The following is a 17,565-nucleotide window of genomic DNA, read 5'->3' on the forward strand; positions in this document are numbered from 1 at the left end:
TTGAAAATTGCAATAATGGGCTTTGGCACTGTTGGAATAGGTGTCGAGGAAATTTTGTACAAAAAAAGAAATCCCCTTTTAAAAAGAGGTTTTGATATAAATATAGATAAAATTTTAATAAAAAATATAAATAAAAAAAGAAATCCACTAAATAAAAAGCTAACCTTCACAGATGATTTTGACGAAATTTTAAATTCTGATGTGGATACAGTTATAGATGTAACTTCAAGTCTTGAAGAAACTTACGAGAGAATTCTAAAGTTAATGAGTGCTGGAAAAAATATTGTAACTGCAAATAAAGCTGTGGTTTCAAAATATTTTGAAGAATTAAATGAACTTTCAATCAAAAAAAATATCTTTTTCTCCTACGAGGCATCTGTTGCTGGTGCAATTCCAACAATTCATCCAATTATGGAAGAAGTTTTTATTAACGACATCTTTGAAATTTCAGGAATTTTAAATGGAACTTCAAATTATATTTTATCAAAAATGGAAATCGAGGGTTTAACTTATGACGAGGTGTTGAAAGAAGCACAGGAGCTTGGATATGCAGAAGCCGATCCTACAGCAGATGTCTATGGTTTTGACACAATGCGAAAAATTAGAATACTTTCATCAATAGTTTATAATTCAAAAATTAATGAAGATGATATTTTTACTTTTGGAATCGCAAATATAAAAATATCTGATTTTGATTTTGCAAAGGCACTTGGCTATTCAATAAGACTTCTTGGAAAATCAAAATTAAAGGATGGCAAGATAAATATTTCTGTAATTCCTACATTTGTAAAAGATGATTTTTTTGCAAAAAGCTTTGAATCTACAAATGCAATAGAAATTCTAGGTGAAAATTTTAAAAAGTATGAATTAAAGGGTCCTGGAGCAGGAAAACTTGAAACTGCAGATGCGATAATACGTGATCTTTTGAGGATTCTTGCAAAAAGAGAAATTAAAACTTTCTATGGTTCTGCAAATAATTATGTAGTGGAAAATAATTTAGAAAAAAATTATTATGTGAGATGTGAAAAACTCTCTAAGGAACTTAAAAGTCTAATTTCATCAGAAAAAATAATTGGAGAAGAACATCACATAATTACTAAGAAAGTAAACCTCAATAAATTAATAGATGTAATTGATGATTTTGACAAAGTATTTATTGCAGAAATAGAGGAGGAAATATGAAGTTTTTATCAACTAGAAATTCTAAATTAAAAATCTCAGCAAGAGAAGCAATTGTAAAGGGTATTTCAGATGACGGAGGACTTTTTGTGCCTGAATCTTTCCCAAAATTTAACATAATGGAAAATTTAAATCTTAAATATACTGATCTTGCACACAAAATCTTATCTTTATATTTAACAGATTTTGACAGTAATAAACTTCTTGAAATTATAGAAAAATCCTATACAAGTTTTGAAGGTGAAATTGCAAAAGTATCCTATAAAAAAGATTTTTATTTAGAACTTTATCACGGAAAAACTTCCGCCTTCAAGGACTTTGCTCTATGTCTTTTGCCAAATCTCTTGACCTACGCAAAAGAATCCCTTGGCATAAAGGAAAAAACTCTAATTCTTACTGCAACTTCAGGAGACACTGGAAAGGCGGCCCTTGAGGGATTTTACAACACTGAAAATATAGACATACTAGTATTATATCCAACGGAGGGAGTTTCTGCCATTCAAAAAAAACAAATGGATTCAACAGATTCACTGAACTCAAAGGTAATTTCCATTGATGGAAATTTTGACGACGCACAATCTGCCGTTAAAAAAATTTTTAACGACAATAAAATAAAAAATAAATTGTCAGAAAAAAACATATATCTTTCCTCTGCCAACTCAATAAATATTGGAAGACTTCTGCCACAAATTGTATATTATTTTTACGCCTACGCAGATCTCGTAAATTCAAAAAAAATATCTGGCGGCGACAAAATTTCTTTTTGCGTTCCCACAGGTAATTTTGGCGACATTTTGGCAGGATATTATGCAAGGGAAATGGGACTTCCCATAGAAAAACTAATAATTGCATCAAATTCCAACAATGTTCTTACAGAATTTTTTATGTCTGGACTTTATGATGCAAATAAAAAGTTGAAAAAAACTATCTCACCATCAATGGATATACTAGTTTCAAGTAACCTAGAAAGATTACTATATCACAAATCATCAGATTCAGTTGTAAGGGAAAAAATGAAAGAATTAGCCGCATCTCGCATTTTCACATTCGAAAATGAATTTCCAGAATTTTTATGTGGCTATGCAGATGAAGAAGAGACAAAAAATGCTATTGCAAAAACTTTTTACGAGGAAAATTATTTAATCGATCCTCACACAGCTGTGGCAAAACATATAGTTGATGAGTTTGGGCTAAAAAACACAGTAATACTTTCCACTGCAAGTCCTTACAAATTTTCAACAGCAGTCTTATCTTCCCTTGGCGAAAAAGTTTCACAAGATGAATTTGAAAACATTGACTATCTTTATAAAATTTCAGGTGTAAAAATTCCAAGAGAAATAAAAAAATTAAAGTCAAAAAAAATAATCCACGACAATAAAATAAATAAAGATGAAATAGAAGATGAAGTATTAAAATTTGCAAATCGCGGCATGAGAATTGCTGTTCCTGCAACATCTGCGAATATAGGGCCAGGCTTTGATTCTCTCGGGCTTGCATTAAAACTATACAATACTTCTGAATTAAAAAAGAGTAAGGATTTAAAAAGCTTTAATGAAAATGTAAAAGATAATTTGACATATAAAGCTTATGCACATACTTTTGAAATCTACGGAGAGAAAATTGTTCCCATTGATTTCAAACTAAATTCAGATATACCAATGTCACGTGGGCTTGGCTCCTCTGCAACTTGCGTAGTTATTGGGATTATGGCAGCATTTTCTGTCATGAATAAAAAATTCGACAAAAAAGAAATCTTAAAAATTGCAACAAAAATAGAGGGACATCCCGACAATGTTTCCCCTGCAATTTTTGGCGGAATAACTGCATCAATATTAGAAGATGAAGAAGTATATGTTGAAAAATTTAAAGTTTCAGATAAAATCAAATTTTTGGCATTAATTCCAGATTTTAAACTTAGCACAGAAAGGGCACGAGAAGTACTACCAAAAAGCTACAACAAAAAAGATGTAGTATTTAACATCTCTCATCTATCATTATTAATTTTGTCATTGATTTCTGGAGATGAAAATAACTTGAAAGCTGCCCTTCAAGATAAAATTCACGAGCCTTATAGATTTAAATTCATTCCCGAAATAAATGAAATTGAAAAAATAATTGGCAAAAGTTCAGCAATTGCTCACTACTTAAGTGGTTCTGGTTCAACAATTATGATTTTATTAAAGGAAAATGACAAAGAATCTGAAGAATTTATTAGAGGAAAGTTAAAAAAATTAAGTGGCGAATATAAATTAATTCCACTTGAAATTGACGACAAAGGGGCCTTTATTATTTGATGAATTGCAAATAATATTGTGACACCTAAATTAAACTAAGTTCGTGTAAAAACAATTCAAATGGAGTTCGATAATTTAGGCATTTTCTAGATCTGTTATTGAGCTCCATCAAATTTTTAATAAGATCCTCTATAGACATTTCTGCCAAATCTGTCTTTTTAGGATAATATTCTCTGAGCAAACCATAGAATTTTCATTACTTACTCATTGCCATGCTGAATAAGGGTCAGTAAAGTAAAAGTCTATTCCTAGTTTTTCAACTTCACCATAGCAAGCAAATTCTTTACCTCTATCTGAAGTAAAAATTTTTAAAGATTCTTTTGGAAGTGAATTGAATAGTTTTTTATGGCTTCAAACATGGAATCCTTGCCCAGTCTTTCATTGGTAATGCTACATAAAATCTGGTCTTTCTCTCAACGAAAGTAACTAAGCATCCTTTACTTTTCCTTCTAAACGATACAACTTCATCTAATTCCCAATGTACAAATGTACTTCTTTCTTTTATACTTTTAGGTTTTTTTCTAATAGACGTATCTATATTGAATCTTCCTCTTGTTTCTTTGTTTTCTAGATTTACCTTTCTCCTTAATTTGATATGTCAAAATCTATTATTGCTGAATAGATCCAAATATATATTGTTTTAAACTAAACATACCTTTGTAAATAGTGCCTGCTATTTCATTTGTTGATTTATTTTTTCTGTCTTTAAGTGAAGATTTATACTTTTTATATTTTCCACTGTGTAAGCTTTATATTCATCTTCACAGCGTTCAAACTTTCTTGATATTGTTGGATGGTGGTAGCCCAAAATTTTCGCTATTCTTCTATAAGAATAGCCTTATTTGTTTAAAAACTCTATCTTATTTCTTTCATTTAGAGTAAGATGTTTATAGCTTATATTGACCAACCTGTTTTGTCGTTATTAACATTGCTTGCGTTGTTAATATGAGTTTTCATTTATATTGGGTGTCGCATTTAATTTTACAAACTATCATAATAAAAGTATGCTTTTTTGATTTTAGAAAAAATATCATCTCACATCCTATCGGAAGAGCTGATACACAAAACTTTTCACATACCCAATTAAATTATTTTTCCATAAGAAATTTTAAATTTTTTTCAACTAAATTAACCCCTTTTTGATAGGCACTCAGATAATATTTAAGTATAAGATTTAATGTAGTTTCAGAATAACTGTAAAGTTCTCCTTTGAAATAATTTTCTATTGTTGTATTAGCGGCACTTTGCGATGAATCGTATAAGTCTCTGTTATTGTCCAAAAGTTTGGGTTCATTTTTTCTAACATCTTCTTCCCAATACATATAAATAAGCATTATGGAATTCACCAAGGTGTTTTTGCATTTTGAAATATTTGGAAGAAATTTTTTTATTTTATTAAAATATTCGGGTTCAGAATACTGCATCATATAAGCATATTTTTCTGTAAGCAAATTTCTATTATCTTTCTTAGCACAGATTAAATCACTTAAATAAGAAGTTAGTATTATGTCATTGTATATACTCCAGTAACAAAGTCGGGAGTATATAAATGTAAAAGAATTATCCTGGCAAAAAGCCCTTTTACCTATATTATTTACGTTAGTAAAAAAGTTCCATTCATTGATTACAATTTTTTTAAGAGTTTCATCTCTCTTTTTTGATATTGAATTGTTTTTCATATTTATCCTACTTTATCCACGTATCTTCATTTCTCAATTCGATATTATTTATTCTTTGTGCAATTTCAAAAGATTGATATTTTAAAAAGTCAGCATGAGAGTTTGAAAGGTTAACCTTATTTAAATGTTTTACTAATTTTTCACACAATTCTTCAATGATTTTGATTTTCTTTGAAGATTCATTAACATCATTATAGGACAACAAATTATCAAATTTTGAGCAAGTATATTCTCCAAGTAAAGGTAATGATTTTAAAGAGCTATATTGCCATTTATAGAAAGGCATATATTTTTTATTTATAAGATGTATAAACTCACAATAATATTGTAAGAATTCACTAAGGGCAATTTGAGCTCCCATTAGATTATTTCTTTTTAAACACCTTGGATAATTGTATTGACCTGATTGAGCAATTTTATTACAAAGGTAAGCTAATTTCTTTAAAACTAAATCTTTTGGATAATAAGCTAGAAGTCTCTGCCTAATATAAGAAAATTTGCCATAGTTATCCTCAAATACTTTTCCATTTGTAGCAACTGATAAAAGATCTTGAGGTACTTTTCTAAATTCCTTTAAAGTTAAAGGGCCCTTTTCAAAAAGAGTATAATATTTGTAAAAACCTTCTATTGAAATAATTTTTACGACTCCATCACCTAAATTAATTTCATTTATAGGAACGTGGCTTATAATATCTTTAGGTAAGAACCAAGAACATCTTTTGACAAAATCATGATCCCGAGATATTTCATCATCAAATCCGTAACATTCAGAACCTTCTCCAATTAAACCAAAAGCAGAGTATCTAACAAGATCGGGGTAATTTTTTAAAACGAAAGGCTTTACTTCATTTAAATAAAAATCTTCTGATATTTCGAGACCTTTTTTAAAATTTTTGTCAGTAGCATCAAATGTTAAAATGGTATCTGTTTTTTTTTCGATAAAATTTAAATTGCTTTCTATATTTTTATAAGCTTCACTTTCTTTTCCATAAGTATTTTCTATAATTTTTTTAGATATTATATAAAGAGATTTACTTTTTTCAATATCGCCTATATTAAAATAATATTTTGCAAGATTGTTGAGTACACTCGCATAAAGTGGATTATTAGGGGAAATCTTACTTTCGAGAAAATCTTTAGCTTTAAAGATATATTCCTTTGCTTCACTAACTTTATTCAGCTTGAGAGAAACATCAAATAAATTATTATATGTAGTTGCAAGTTGAATGTTGTGATGGGGAATACTTTTTAATATTTCTTCTGCTGATTTTAAAAGGTCATAGGCTTTTTCTGCATTATTATCTTCTAAATATAAAAGTGCTAAATTATTTGCATTTGATGCATAAGAGTAGTTGTATAGGTTTAAAACTTCATATATTGAATTAGCTTCTTCAAATAGTCTAATAGCTTCTTTTTTATTTGAATTCATTCTATAAGCATTTGCCAAATTCATAATTGTATTTGCATATGCTTCAGAATTCGTATCAAAATATTTTTCGAATATTGTTTTAGCAAGATTTAAGCTCTTTATACTCTTTTCGTAATTTCCTGTATTTCTAAGTGCTCCGCCATAATCATTTAAAACTTCAATTAATTTTTTATTGTCCTTATTTTCAAAGGCCAAGCCTATAGCTTCCTCTATTATAGGAAGCATTTCCATTTCTCGTCCATCTCTTAAAAGAGAATGGTATTTTTTTTGCAAATTTTCAAGTTTTTCTAAATACATTTTATTAATTCTCCTACTGGATTTTCAATTATTTCAATAGCAACTATATCATTATTAGATAAATTATCTAATATGGCAATTTTAGAACTTTGAAGACTTGAAAGTAATCCGTTAAATACAGAAATACTTTTGCCAAAAAGACCAATTCGAAATTCAAGTTTTACTAATTCTATGTTAGCTTCTTTAACACATAGGTCAGATGCCTTCATTGCACAGATGCTATTTTTAAACTCACATATCATAAAAGATGAAATATTCGTAGGTTTTTTTGTGGTATTGATTTTTTCGATTATTTCTTCATGAATATTAAGTATATAGATAGAAGAAATTTTTTTAGACTTAAAATATTTATCTATTTCTAATATATCGCTTTCATTTCCATTGAAGATAAATAGCATTCTTCCGGGACATATATTTTTAGATAAGAAAAGATCAACCGGATAATTTAGAAGGATATTATTCATTTCCTTGTAACCAGTGGCTATACTCTGAAACTCAGCGAGTAAAAAAGAAGACAACATAAAATCACTCCTTTAATTTATTTTATGTAAATAAGAAATAGAATTCAATAAAGTTAAGGAAAATATTTTGATATTACAATTAAAAGTTTATTTTGAGTTATTTCTTACTAAAAATTTAAATTATGAAGATAACTTTAACTAAAAGTCAATAAAACTATAAATTTAAAAGTCTTAATTTTACACCGTAATGGTTTGCATTTTATTTCGTCATTCCGATACAGTATTATATAATCACTTCAAGCTTGATTAGTACATAAGCACAAAATAAAAAAATAGGAGGTATTCTATGTTGGAAAAAGGGTTTTCACAACCTACAGAAAGAATTAAGAGATTAAGACAAGTAATAATTGATGCTGTACCAGTAGTTGAATCTGATAGAGCAAGATTAATAACTGAATCTTATAAGGAAACAGAAGGTCTTACAAATATTTTAAGAAGAGCAAAAGCTGTTGAGAAAATATTTAACGAACTTCCGGTTACTATTAGGGATGACGAATTAATAGTAGGTTCAATTACTGTTAATCCTAGATCGACAGGTCTTTGTCCAGAGTTCTCATACGAATGGGTTGAAGCAGAATTTGACACAATGGCAACTCGTATGGCAGATCCGTTTGTAATTCCAGAAAAAACTAAAAAAGAATTACACGAAATATTCAAATATTGGAAAGGTAAGACTACATATGATTATGCAACAAGTCTTATGAGTGACGAAGCTAAAGATTGCATGGATAATGGAATTTTTACAGTTGGTAATTATTACTTTGGTGGTGTTGGTCATGTAAATGTAGATTATGAAAAGATTATTAAGTATGGTTTTAGAGGAGTTATAGAACAAACTGTAAAAGCTATGAATGATCTTGATGATTCTGATCCAATATCAATTCAAAAAATGCAATTCTACAAAGCGGTTATTATTTCTTACAACGCAGCAATTAATTTTGCACATAGATACGCTAAAAGAGCTGAAGAACTTGCAAACAAAGAAACAAATCCTCAAAGAAAGCAAGAACTTTTAAGAATTTCTTCAAATTGCATGAGAGTTCCCGAATATGGTGCAAGAGATTTCTGGGAAGCTTGTCAAGCATTCTGGTTCGTACAAATATTAGTACAAATTGAATCTAACGGACACTCAATTTCTCCAGGAAGATTTGACCAATATATGTATCCACCATATAAAAATGATAAAAATATTACAAAAGATTTTGCCCAAGAACTTATCGATTGTATATGGGTTAAATTAAATGATATTAACAAAACTCGTGATGAAGTTTCAGCTCAAGCTTTCGCTGGATATGCAGTATTCCAAAACCTATGTGTAGGGGGTGTAGATGGAGAAGGCGTAGATGCGACAAATGATATTTCTTATATGTGTATGGAAGCTGTAGCTCACGTTGCATTACCAGCACCTTCATTCTCAGTTAGAGTTCATCAAAATTCACCATATGAGTTCCTATTAAGAGCATGTGAAGTTTCTAGACTTGGATATGGTGTTCCTGCATTCTACAATGACGAAGTAATAATTCTTAACCTAGTATCTAGAGGAGTTAAACTTGAAGATGCAAGAGATTACTCAATCATCGGATGTGTAGAACCACAAGCTGGACATAGAACAGAAGGATGGCATGATGCTGCGTTCTTTAATATTGCAAAAGTACTTGAAATTGCACTTAACAATGGTAGATGTAATGGAAAACAACTTGGGCCTAAGACTGGCGAATTAGAAGATATGAAAAATATCGACGACATCTTTGATGCATATCAAAAACAAATGGAATACTTTGTTAAATATTTAGCTGAAGCTGATAACTGTGTTGACTATGCTCACGCAGCTAGAGGAAATCTACCTTTCATGTCAGCTATGGTTGATGATTGCATCAAGAGAGGGAAGTCAGTTCAATCTGGTGGAGCTATTTATAACTTCACAGGACCTCAAGCATTTGGTGTAGCTGACTCTGGAGACTCTTTATATGCAATATATAAGAATGTATTTGAAGACAAGAAAATTTCTCTAATAGATTTAAAACACGCTCTAGAAGAAAACTTTGGTTTATCAGATTCTCTAGTTCCAGGATGCGGATGTAATACTCAAACAGTTTCTGCTAAGGTTGGAGAAATGAACGAAGCTGAAATTTACGATGCAGTTAAAAAGATTCTTGCTTCTACTGGTTCTATAAATGTAGACGAGCTTGAAAGTAAATTAACTGGTGGAGATTATTTACAAGCTAATACTTGTGGATGTGGATCTGAACAAACTGGTCAATTTAAGACTATTCAAAAGATTCTTGATAATACAGAAAGCTTTGGTAACGACAATGAGCTTTGTGATAAATTTGCAATCAGAGCTGCTAAAATTTATTGCGATGAGGTTGACAAATATGTAAATCCAAGAGGAGGAGCATTCCAAGCAGGTATTTATCCGGTATCTGCAAATGTATTATTTGGTAAAGATGTAGGAGCACTTCCGGATGGTAGAGCGGCTCATACACCACTTGCTGATGGTGTAAGTCCAAGACAAGGTAAAGACTCTCATGGACCAACAGCTGCGGCAAACTCTGTAGCTAAGTTACCACACTTTCAAGCGTCAAATGGTACGCTTTATAATCAAAAATTCTCTCCAAAAGCCGTAGAAGGAGAAAAAGGACTAAAGAATTTCGTAGCTATTATTAGGTCTTACTTTGATCAAAAGGGTGCTCACGTTCAATTTAACGTTGTAGATAGGCAAACACTAATAGACGCTCAAGAACATCCAGAAGATCATAAAGACTTACTAGTACGTGTAGCTGGATATTCTGCTCACTTCGTAACATTAGCAAAAGAAGTTCAAGACGATATCATTAACAGAACAGAGCACATAATGTAAGGCAAAATTATAAGAAGAAATAGAACACAGTATGTAAGTGGAGGTGACTATGGATTCTATAAACTACAATGAAAAGGGCGTCGTATTTGATATACAAAGATATTCTATAAATGACGGTCCTGGAATTAGAACCATAGTATTTTTAAAAGGTTGTCCCTTGAGATGTATTTGGTGTTCGAACCCAGAATCACAAAGAAGAGAAAAAGAGCTTATGTTTAGAAGAATTCTTTGTATTCACTGTGGTCTTTGTATAAAAGCTTGCAAACAAGGTGCACTTGATGCAAATAACCTTAATTTTATAGATAGAGATAAGTGTATAATGTGTGAAGAGTGTGCTAATGTTTGTCCATCTAGTGCTCTAGAGGTTAAAGGTAAAGAGATGACAGTAGCTGAAGTTATTGAGGAACTTAAAAAAGATGAAAAATACTATATAAGTTCCAATGGCGGAGTTACATTATCAGGTGGCGAAGCAATGATGCAGGTGGGTTTTGCAAAAGAAATATTTAGAGCCTGCAAGGCAAGAGGTTGGCACACAGCAATAGAAACTGAAGGCTATGTTTCTGAAGAGGCAATAAGAGAGGTTATACCTCATGTAGATTTAGTTTTACTTGATATGAAAGCCAACAACGATGAGATACACAAAAAAGCGACTGGAGTAAGTAATAAGCTTATAAAGAAAAATGCAATGCTAATACAAAGTCTATCTGAAACGATTATAAGGGTGCCTACAGTCCCTGGAGTAAATGCTGATATGAAAGAGTTTGGAGATATTGTATCTTTTGTAAAGACTCTTCCAAATGTTAGAGAACTTCACATTTTACCATACCATAATTATGGAGAAGGTAAATATTATTTATTAGGTAGGGATTATGAATTATCTAATTTAGAAAAATTAGATAATGAATATGTAGATAAATTGAAGAAATTTGTAGAATCTAATGGCTTAGTATGCCAAGTTGGAGGCTAAGGAGATAGTATGGATAAAGAATTATTAGAAAAAATAATGGGGCAAGTTTCTAATGAATTAGGAATGGATAAAAAAGAATCTGTAGAAAATTGTTCTGGCACATGTAAAAAAGTAGATGTTACAGAATTTGTTGGAACATCAATTGGAGATACGATAGGTCTAGTAATAGCAAGCGTAGATCCACTATTAGTAGATAAATTGGACTTAGGAAAATATAAATCAATAGGAATTATTGGCTCAAGAACTGGAGCAGGTCCACAAATTATGGCGGTTGACGATGCTGTTAAAGCAACTAATACTGAAGTTGTTACAGTAGAACTACCAAGAGACACAAAGGGTGGAGCAGGACACGGATCTTTAATTTATATTGGAGCTGAAGATGTGTCTGATGCTAGACGTGCGGTTGAAATTGCACTAGACGTTCTTCCAAAATATTTTGGAGATGTTTATGAAAATGATGCAGGACACCTTGAATTTCAATACACTGCAAGAGCAAGCTATTGCCTAGAAAAATCTTTTGGAACACCAATTGGAAAGAGTTTTGGAATGGTAATAGGAGCTCCGGCAGCTATAGGTACAGTGCTTGCCGATGTAGCTGTTAAAGCAGCAAATGTTGAAGTAGTAGGATATTCTTCACCGGCACAGGGAACAAGTTTCTCAAACGAAGTTATACTAACTTTTACAGGAGATTCTGGAGCAGTTCGTCAAGCTGTTAAGGCTTCAATTGACGTTGGTAAAAAATTACTTGGTGCTTTAGGGGATGAACCTAAATCAACAACAAGTCCATATATTTAAAAATTAAAATCAGGAGGTAAATTATGAATTCAGACGCATTAGGAATGGTTGAAACAAAAGGTTTAGTAGGAGCAATAGAAGCTGCAGATGCTATGGTAAAGGCAGCTAATGTAAGTTTAGTAGGATATGAAAAGATTGGTTCTGGTTTAGTAACTGTAATGGTTAGAGGAGATGTAGGGGCAGTCAAAGCAGCCACTGATGCAGGGGCTGCATCAGCCAGAGTTGTTGGTGAAGTTGTTTCCGTTCATGTAATCCCAAGACCACATACTGACACTGAAAAAATTATTCCTCATTTCGACAAATAATATTAAGCCATAAACATTTTTGAAAAGTTAAAATACGACTTTGTATTTTAACTTTTCTATTCATATGACATAGGTGATTTAATGAATATAAATAGAGAAGAATTTGAAGAAATATTAAAGAAAATAATTCTTCAAATGTCCAATAAAAAAAGAATTAACTTTATATTCTCAAATCCATGGGATAATAGATATTTTGTAGCCCTTGATGCGATAAAGACACTTAATATAAATAAGAGTTGTGTTATTAGCAAGAAGTTAAGCGATTGCTATATAAATAAAATCAGTAATTATCTCAAATGGGATGAGATAATTTATCTGGATTGTGAAAAATTAGATCAAATTGCAGAAAATGATGCTTTTTTCCTTAATATAAAATTAAAAAACATTGTAAATGTAATTTTATTTAACGAAGACGAATTAGAGTCTAAGTTAGTTATGAAGCTTTTTGAAAATGGCAAAGATGTATATTTATGGAAAGAAACAGTTAAAAAGGTAACTGGTAGAGAACCTAAAAGATATATCGACAAATTATTAGGATATTATGACGAAATTTTAAGTTACGGAGTAAAGATAGTTGACATAGAGGAAGTGAATAAGTATGAATAGAGCACTAGGACTTGTTGAAGTAATAGGTCTTACAAATGCCATTATTGTTGCTGACACAATGCTTAAGGCGGCAAATATAAAAATGGAAAACATTGAAATTACAAAAGGTATGGGGTTTGTTACTGTAAAAGTTTCAGGAGATGTTGGAGCTGTTAAAGCTGCTGTAGATTCTGGGAAAAGTTTAGCTATTTCATTCGATAAATTCGTTTCATCAAAAGTTATACCAAGACCTGCCAGTGGACTTGATATTGTATTTGATTTAGATAGGGAAAATAGAGAAGAAAAAAGCTTTAAGCCAATAAAAGAAGATAAAAGAGAAACAGTTAATAAAAAAGAAATAAAAACAACTTTAAATGCAGGTGAATCTAAAACTACTGCAAAACTTAAAACCAAGCCTCAATCAAAAGACGTGGAAAAACCAGTAGCTAAAAAAGAAATAAAAGAAGTTAAACCTGAAGCTAAAGCTGAAAAGAAAGCAAGTGTTAAAGAAAAAAGCATGGAAGTAGATAATAATGATAAAAAAATCGATGAAAAAAATTTAGAAGAGGAATCGGATAATACTAAAAGATAAAATTCTGAGATAGTGAGTAGTGATAGTATGTTTATTGCAAAAGTAGTAGGTAATGTTGTAGCAACTAGAAAAAATGATACACTAGTTGGCTACAAACTTATGATTATTCAACCTATTAATGCAAATGGAGAAGAATATAAGGATCAATCTGTTGCCGCAGATTATGTAGGAGCAGGAATTGGTGAGCTTGTATTAGTTGGTGGAGGATCTTCAGTTCGTGTTGAAAATGAAAGGAAGTCTTCAGTAATAGATTTGGCAATAATAGGTATAATAGATGAATTAATTGTGTGAGGTAAGATATGAATAAAAGATCGGTTTTTGATACTGTTTGTGAGGCTATAGACGCCTCAAAATCAGCTCACAAATTATATATAAAGCTTGGCATTTCAGATAGAGAAGAAATAATAAGAGAATTAAGAAAAGAACTTTTAAATCATGTAGATGAACTTGCACAAATTGGCTATGAAGAAACTTGCATGGGATGTGTTGAGGATAAAGTAGTAAAAATAAAACTCGCAATAGAAAAAACTCCAGGTACAGAAGATTTACTTTCTGAAGTTTTGACAAAGGATAAAGTTATGACACTTTATGAGTACTCAGCATTTGGAATAGCTTGTGCAGTGATGCCAAGTACAAATCCGGTTGCAACAGTTATAAATAATGTTATAGGTTTACTTGCGGCAGGAAATTCTGTTATATTATGTCCTCATCCGAGAGCAATAAAAGTAACTAAATATTTAACAGATATAATTGCAACTACAATATTAAAAGTATGCGGCATAGATAATCTAGTCTCTACACTTTCTGAAGTCAGTATGAAAAATATTTCTGAGATAATGCATCATCCAGATGTGAATCTACTAGTAGTAACAGGTGGAAGTGATATTGCAAGGCAGGCAAATAAATGCGACAAGAAAGTAATATCAGCAGGATCAGGAAATCCAACTTTTATTGTAGATGAAACAGCAGATATTGAAAAAGCTGCAAATTGCATTGTAAGAGGTGCAAGTTTTGATAACAATATTTTATGTGTAACAGAAAAAAATATAGTAATTGTAAGTTCTATTTATGAAAAGTTTAAAAAAGCTCTTGAAAAAGAGAATGTATTTTATATTGATACTTTTGATGATATGTTAAAACTTTCAAAAGTTTTATTGACAGAAGATATGAAGCCAAATAAATTTTTAGGTGGAAAAAGTGTTAGTGAAATTTTAGATTTTGCAGGAATAGAATTCCATGGAGATTATAGATTAATTGCTGTAGATGTTCCGAAGATTCATCCATTTGCAATAGAAGAACTTTTAATGCCTGTAATTGCAATAGTTAAAGCTTGCAACTTTGAAGACGCACTTGAAATTTCTTTATGCCTGGAACAAGGACTTCGTCATACAGCTGGAATACATTCAAATAGTATAGAGAGATTGAATATAGCTGCAAAGACAATGCAAACTTCAATATTTGTAAAAAATGGTTGCTCTCTTGATGGAATAGGATTTTCTGACGACAATCCTGTGAGCTTCACAATAGCAAATAGATCTGGTGAAGGTTCAACAAGTGCAAGAAATTTTGCACGTAGGAGAAGATGTGCTTTAATAGACGCTTTTTCAATAAGGTGATTAAATGAAAAAATTAAAAAATGGAACAGAAATTGTATTTGGGGCGAAAGCCTTAAGTGTATTACAAAAATTTGAAAATAAGAAAGTTTTAATAATGACCGATTCTTTTATTTCAAATAGCGTTTTAATGAATACTCTTTTAAGAAATATAAAATCATCTAACAAAGTTATTATATATGACAAAGTAAATCCAGATCCAACACTTGATCTTGTTGGTGAAGCACTTACTATATTTATAAAAGAAAATGTTGATATTTTAATAGGCTTCGGAGGAGGATCTTCAATAGATTCTTCAAAGGGAGTAATTTACTTTGGAAATGAAGTACTTAAAAAGGATATTTATTTTGTTGCAGTACCGACAACAAGTGGCACAGGGTCTGAAGTTACTAGCGTTGCAGTTATAAAAGACAATGATACACATATAAAACATCTTTTACAAAGTGATAATATGCTTCCAAATTTAGCAATTTTAGATTCAGCATTGTTAAAAGAATTGCCGAGAAAAATAATTGCTAACACAGGTATTGATGTATTGACACATGCACTTGAAGCATATGTAGGGAAAAATAGAAGCTCTTTTTCAGACGCTTTATCTGAAAAAGCAGGAGAATTAGTTGTTAAATACTTATATAGAAGCTTTTTAAAAAACAGAGATGTTGAAGCAAAAGAAGAAATGCATTTAGCTTCTATGATGGCAGGAATGTCATTTGAAGAGGCAGGTCTTGGAATAAATCATGCAATAGCACATCAAATAGGAGCATTATTTTATCTACCTCATGGACTTTGTAATGGTTTAATACTTAATGAAGTAATAGACTACAATGCAAAAGATAAAAAAATAAAATCTAGATATGCAAACTTCGCAAGAAAAATTGGTATTTCCAATGCAAAAACTGATGACGAATCCCTAAACAGTCTAAAACAATTTATAAATACATTGCAAAGGATAATGAATATGCCAAAGAATTTAAGCGAATGTAATGTAGAAAGAGAAAAAGTGTTAAGAGAAATGGAGACACTTACAACAAATGCACTGAAGGATAATTGTATGAAGACTGCTCCTAAGAGTATTACAAAAGGAGAAATAAAAGAAATAATTGAAAAAATATATTAGCTTATATAAACTTATTCTTAGTACAATTGGATACGGAGGGGTTTAAGTGCACATTAATAAGATGAATATACCTAATATAAAAATTAATGAAAAATATACAAATGGAAAAAATGCTGAAGATCTTTATTCTATATTTGGCAAGGAGTATTTAGAGCAAATACAAAGAGTTATTTCTGATGTTACTGGACTTGCCTTTGTGACCATTGACTATAAAGGTCAACCTTTAACGGAAATGACAAATTTTTCTAAGAGATGCAAGTATATTAGACAGACGCCAATGCACAAGAAAATATGTGAGCTTTCAGATGCATCTGGTGCTATAAGAGCCGCAGTTTCCAAGAAAACATCTATATATTTTTGCCCATTTAAATTATTAGAAGTAGCTATACCAATAATTATAAATGATAAGTATCTTGGAGCTTTTATAGGTGGACAAGCAATTTGCTCTGATCCTCCGGAAAAAATTCTTCGTATGCAAGATCAACTTTTATTAGAAGAAATTGATTTTAGTAAGCTGGATTTTTTTGATGAAGATGCAGATGCTAAAAAATATACTTACAGAGAATTTGAGTCGACAGTAAAATTAGTAGAACTTATAATTTCTGAATTAGTAAAGAGAGAGGCGATTTCAAGTTACCACGAAAAGGAAAATAAAAGTAAAATCAAAGCTTTAGAAGAAAAGCTAGCTCAAGTAGAAGAAAAGAATTTAGAATTAAAAAAGAAAATTTCGTCTATTAACAATACGGTTAATTTATTATTTTTAAACAATATGATGGAGTCAATTTCAAATCTTGCATTGATAGAAGAAGCTGAAATTACTAGTAAATACAGTGAACATTTTAGGAAATTCGTTATGAATTTTATAGATGTAGAATCAAATTCAGCAAATTTTATTTACAAGACATTAATTGAGTATTTTAAAATGAAGGAAATTCAATATAGAGACAGATTAAAATATGAAATTAGTATTGAAGATGACGTAAGAGAAACAAAAATGCCTTTTAAATCTTTGATTACTTATGTAATTATAATGTCTTATCTAGGGCTTAATTTTAACGAAGATGATTATGAAATAAAAGTGCATCTAAAGAAAGATAGTGAATATTTTATAGCAATTATAGAAGATAATGGATTAGGAATTTCCGAAGATTCATTTGAAAGATTTAAAAGCACTCATATTGTCAGTACTGAGATAGAAGATATCAATAAATATCTTAGACAGATGGAAGAAGATAGTTTAAATATTTTTAGTGGAGATCTACAAATAAAGATAGAAGAAAATAGTAAAAATACAAAAATATTCATGAAGTATCGTTTAAATAGTTAGGATGA

The 17,565-nt window shown here is 30.6% G+C and carries 15 protein-coding genes and 1 pseudogene; 12 read left to right on the forward strand and 4 right to left on the reverse strand.

The window, feature by feature from the left end; all coding sequences use genetic code 11:
* Nucleotides 1-1,182, forward strand: coding sequence for a homoserine dehydrogenase family protein (locus tag BIV18_RS08335; RefSeq protein WP_075660153.1), 1,182 nt, complete (start codon nucleotides 1-3; stop codon nucleotides 1,180-1,182).
* Nucleotides 1,179-3,473: a homoserine kinase gene (thrB, locus tag BIV18_RS08340; protein WP_075660154.1), complete on the forward strand. Its 2,295-nt coding sequence runs from the start codon at nucleotides 1,179-1,181 to the stop codon at nucleotides 3,471-3,473. The genes BIV18_RS08335 and thrB overlap by 4 nt, the downstream gene beginning before the upstream one ends.
* A gap of 25 nt (nucleotides 3,474-3,498) precedes the next feature.
* Here the strand turns inward: thrB and BIV18_RS11585 are convergent.
* From BIV18_RS11585 to BIV18_RS08360, 4 genes and pseudogenes are all read right to left on the reverse strand, one after another.
* Nucleotides 3,499-4,371, reverse strand: a pseudogene (locus BIV18_RS11585) (IS30 family transposase).
* Between the two features lie 190 nt (nucleotides 4,372-4,561).
* The gene (locus BIV18_RS08350; RefSeq protein WP_075660155.1) at nucleotides 4,562-5,152 is read right to left on the reverse strand and encodes a DUF4125 family protein; all 591 of its coding nucleotides are present in this window, start codon (nucleotides 5,150-5,152) and stop codon (nucleotides 4,562-4,564) included.
* Between the two features lie 7 nt (nucleotides 5,153-5,159).
* On the reverse strand, nucleotides 5,160-6,878 hold the full coding sequence (locus BIV18_RS08355) for a DUF4037 domain-containing protein (RefSeq protein ID WP_075660156.1): 1,719 nt from the start codon (nucleotides 6,876-6,878) through the stop codon (nucleotides 5,160-5,162).
* Entirely contained in the window at nucleotides 6,869-7,399 is a 531-nt protein-coding gene (locus BIV18_RS08360; protein ID WP_075660157.1) for a BMC domain-containing protein, read from the reverse strand. Before BIV18_RS08360 ends, BIV18_RS08355 begins: the two co-directional genes overlap by 10 nt.
* A 286-nt stretch (nucleotides 7,400-7,685) precedes the next feature.
* Between BIV18_RS08360 and BIV18_RS08365 the strand changes: the two genes are divergently transcribed.
* The 10 genes from BIV18_RS08365 to BIV18_RS08410 all read left to right on the forward strand — a co-directional run bounded on the left by BIV18_RS08365 (nucleotide 7,686) and on the right by BIV18_RS08410 (nucleotide 17,560).
* Nucleotides 7,686-10,259: a glycyl radical protein gene (locus tag BIV18_RS08365; RefSeq protein ID WP_075660158.1), complete on the forward strand. Its 2,574-nt coding sequence runs from the start codon at nucleotides 7,686-7,688 to the stop codon at nucleotides 10,257-10,259.
* A 49-nt stretch (nucleotides 10,260-10,308) separates the two neighbouring features.
* Nucleotides 10,309-11,226: a glycyl-radical enzyme activating protein gene (locus BIV18_RS08370; protein ID WP_075660159.1), complete on the forward strand. Its 918-nt coding sequence runs from the start codon at nucleotides 10,309-10,311 to the stop codon at nucleotides 11,224-11,226.
* Nucleotides 11,227-11,235: 9 nt separating this feature from the next.
* Entirely contained in the window at nucleotides 11,236-12,021 is a 786-nt protein-coding gene (pduB, locus tag BIV18_RS08375; RefSeq protein WP_075660160.1) for a propanediol utilization microcompartment protein PduB, read from the forward strand.
* 23 nt (nucleotides 12,022-12,044) lie between these two features.
* On the forward strand, nucleotides 12,045-12,326 hold the full coding sequence (gene pduA / locus BIV18_RS08380; protein WP_075660161.1) for a propanediol utilization microcompartment protein PduA: 282 nt from the start codon (nucleotides 12,045-12,047) through the stop codon (nucleotides 12,324-12,326).
* An 81-nt stretch (nucleotides 12,327-12,407) separates the two neighbouring features.
* Complete coding sequence (locus BIV18_RS08385; protein ID WP_075660162.1) at nucleotides 12,408-12,932, forward strand: hypothetical protein; 525 nt, start codon at nucleotides 12,408-12,410, stop codon at nucleotides 12,930-12,932.
* Nucleotides 12,925-13,503 (forward strand): BMC domain-containing protein, encoded by a 579-nt coding sequence (locus tag BIV18_RS11380; protein ID WP_075660163.1) that lies wholly within the window; start codon nucleotides 12,925-12,927, stop codon nucleotides 13,501-13,503. The genes BIV18_RS08385 and BIV18_RS11380 overlap by 8 nt, the downstream gene beginning before the upstream one ends.
* 27 nt (nucleotides 13,504-13,530) lie before the next feature.
* On the forward strand, nucleotides 13,531-13,794 hold the full coding sequence (locus BIV18_RS08395; RefSeq protein WP_075660164.1) for a EutN/CcmL family microcompartment protein: 264 nt from the start codon (nucleotides 13,531-13,533) through the stop codon (nucleotides 13,792-13,794).
* A gap of 8 nt (nucleotides 13,795-13,802) precedes the next feature.
* Nucleotides 13,803-15,119: an aldehyde dehydrogenase gene (locus tag BIV18_RS08400; protein ID WP_075660165.1), complete on the forward strand. Its 1,317-nt coding sequence runs from the start codon at nucleotides 13,803-13,805 to the stop codon at nucleotides 15,117-15,119.
* A 4-nt stretch (nucleotides 15,120-15,123) separates the two neighbouring features.
* The gene (locus BIV18_RS08405; RefSeq protein ID WP_075660166.1) at nucleotides 15,124-16,233 is read left to right on the forward strand and encodes an iron-containing alcohol dehydrogenase; all 1,110 of its coding nucleotides are present in this window, start codon (nucleotides 15,124-15,126) and stop codon (nucleotides 16,231-16,233) included.
* 46 nt (nucleotides 16,234-16,279) lie between these two features.
* A complete protein-coding gene (locus BIV18_RS08410; RefSeq protein ID WP_083635564.1) occupies nucleotides 16,280-17,560 on the forward strand; it encodes a PocR ligand-binding domain-containing protein in 1,281 nt (426 codons plus the stop codon).
* Nucleotides 17,561-17,565: the final 5 nt, after the last annotated feature.

The organism is Peptoniphilus grossensis (genome assembly GCF_001940285.1).
Taxonomy (GTDB): domain Bacteria; phylum Bacillota; class Clostridia; order Tissierellales; family Peptoniphilaceae; genus Peptoniphilus_A; species Peptoniphilus_A faecalis.

What these genes read in the sequence shown, in the direction of transcription:
- pduA (WP_075660161.1), top strand. Translation starts at nt 12,045, where the DNA reads ATGAATTCAGACGCATTAGGAATGGTTGAAACAAAAGGTTTAGTAGGA.
- BIV18_RS08355 (WP_075660156.1), bottom strand. Translation starts at nt 6,878, where the DNA reads ATGTATTTAGAAAAACTTGAAAATTTGCAAAAAAAATACCATTCTCTT.
- BIV18_RS08350 (WP_075660155.1), bottom strand. Translation starts at nt 5,152, where the DNA reads ATGAAAAACAATTCAATATCAAAAAAGAGAGATGAAACTCTTAAAAAA.
- thrB (WP_075660154.1), top strand. Translation starts at nt 1,179, where the DNA reads ATGAAGTTTTTATCAACTAGAAATTCTAAATTAAAAATCTCAGCAAGA.
- BIV18_RS08400 (WP_075660165.1), top strand. Translation starts at nt 13,803, where the DNA reads ATGAATAAAAGATCGGTTTTTGATACTGTTTGTGAGGCTATAGACGCC.
- pduB (WP_075660160.1), top strand. Translation starts at nt 11,236, where the DNA reads ATGGATAAAGAATTATTAGAAAAAATAATGGGGCAAGTTTCTAATGAA.
- BIV18_RS11380 (WP_075660163.1), top strand. Translation starts at nt 12,925, where the DNA reads ATGAATAGAGCACTAGGACTTGTTGAAGTAATAGGTCTTACAAATGCC.
- BIV18_RS08405 (WP_075660166.1), top strand. Translation starts at nt 15,124, where the DNA reads ATGAAAAAATTAAAAAATGGAACAGAAATTGTATTTGGGGCGAAAGCC.
- BIV18_RS08395 (WP_075660164.1), top strand. Translation starts at nt 13,531, where the DNA reads ATGTTTATTGCAAAAGTAGTAGGTAATGTTGTAGCAACTAGAAAAAAT.
- BIV18_RS08365 (WP_075660158.1), top strand. Translation starts at nt 7,686, where the DNA reads ATGTTGGAAAAAGGGTTTTCACAACCTACAGAAAGAATTAAGAGATTA.
- BIV18_RS08385 (WP_075660162.1), top strand. Translation starts at nt 12,408, where the DNA reads ATGAATATAAATAGAGAAGAATTTGAAGAAATATTAAAGAAAATAATT.
- BIV18_RS08370 (WP_075660159.1), top strand. Translation starts at nt 10,309, where the DNA reads ATGGATTCTATAAACTACAATGAAAAGGGCGTCGTATTTGATATACAA.
- BIV18_RS08360 (WP_075660157.1), bottom strand. Translation starts at nt 7,399, where the DNA reads ATGTTGTCTTCTTTTTTACTCGCTGAGTTTCAGAGTATAGCCACTGGT.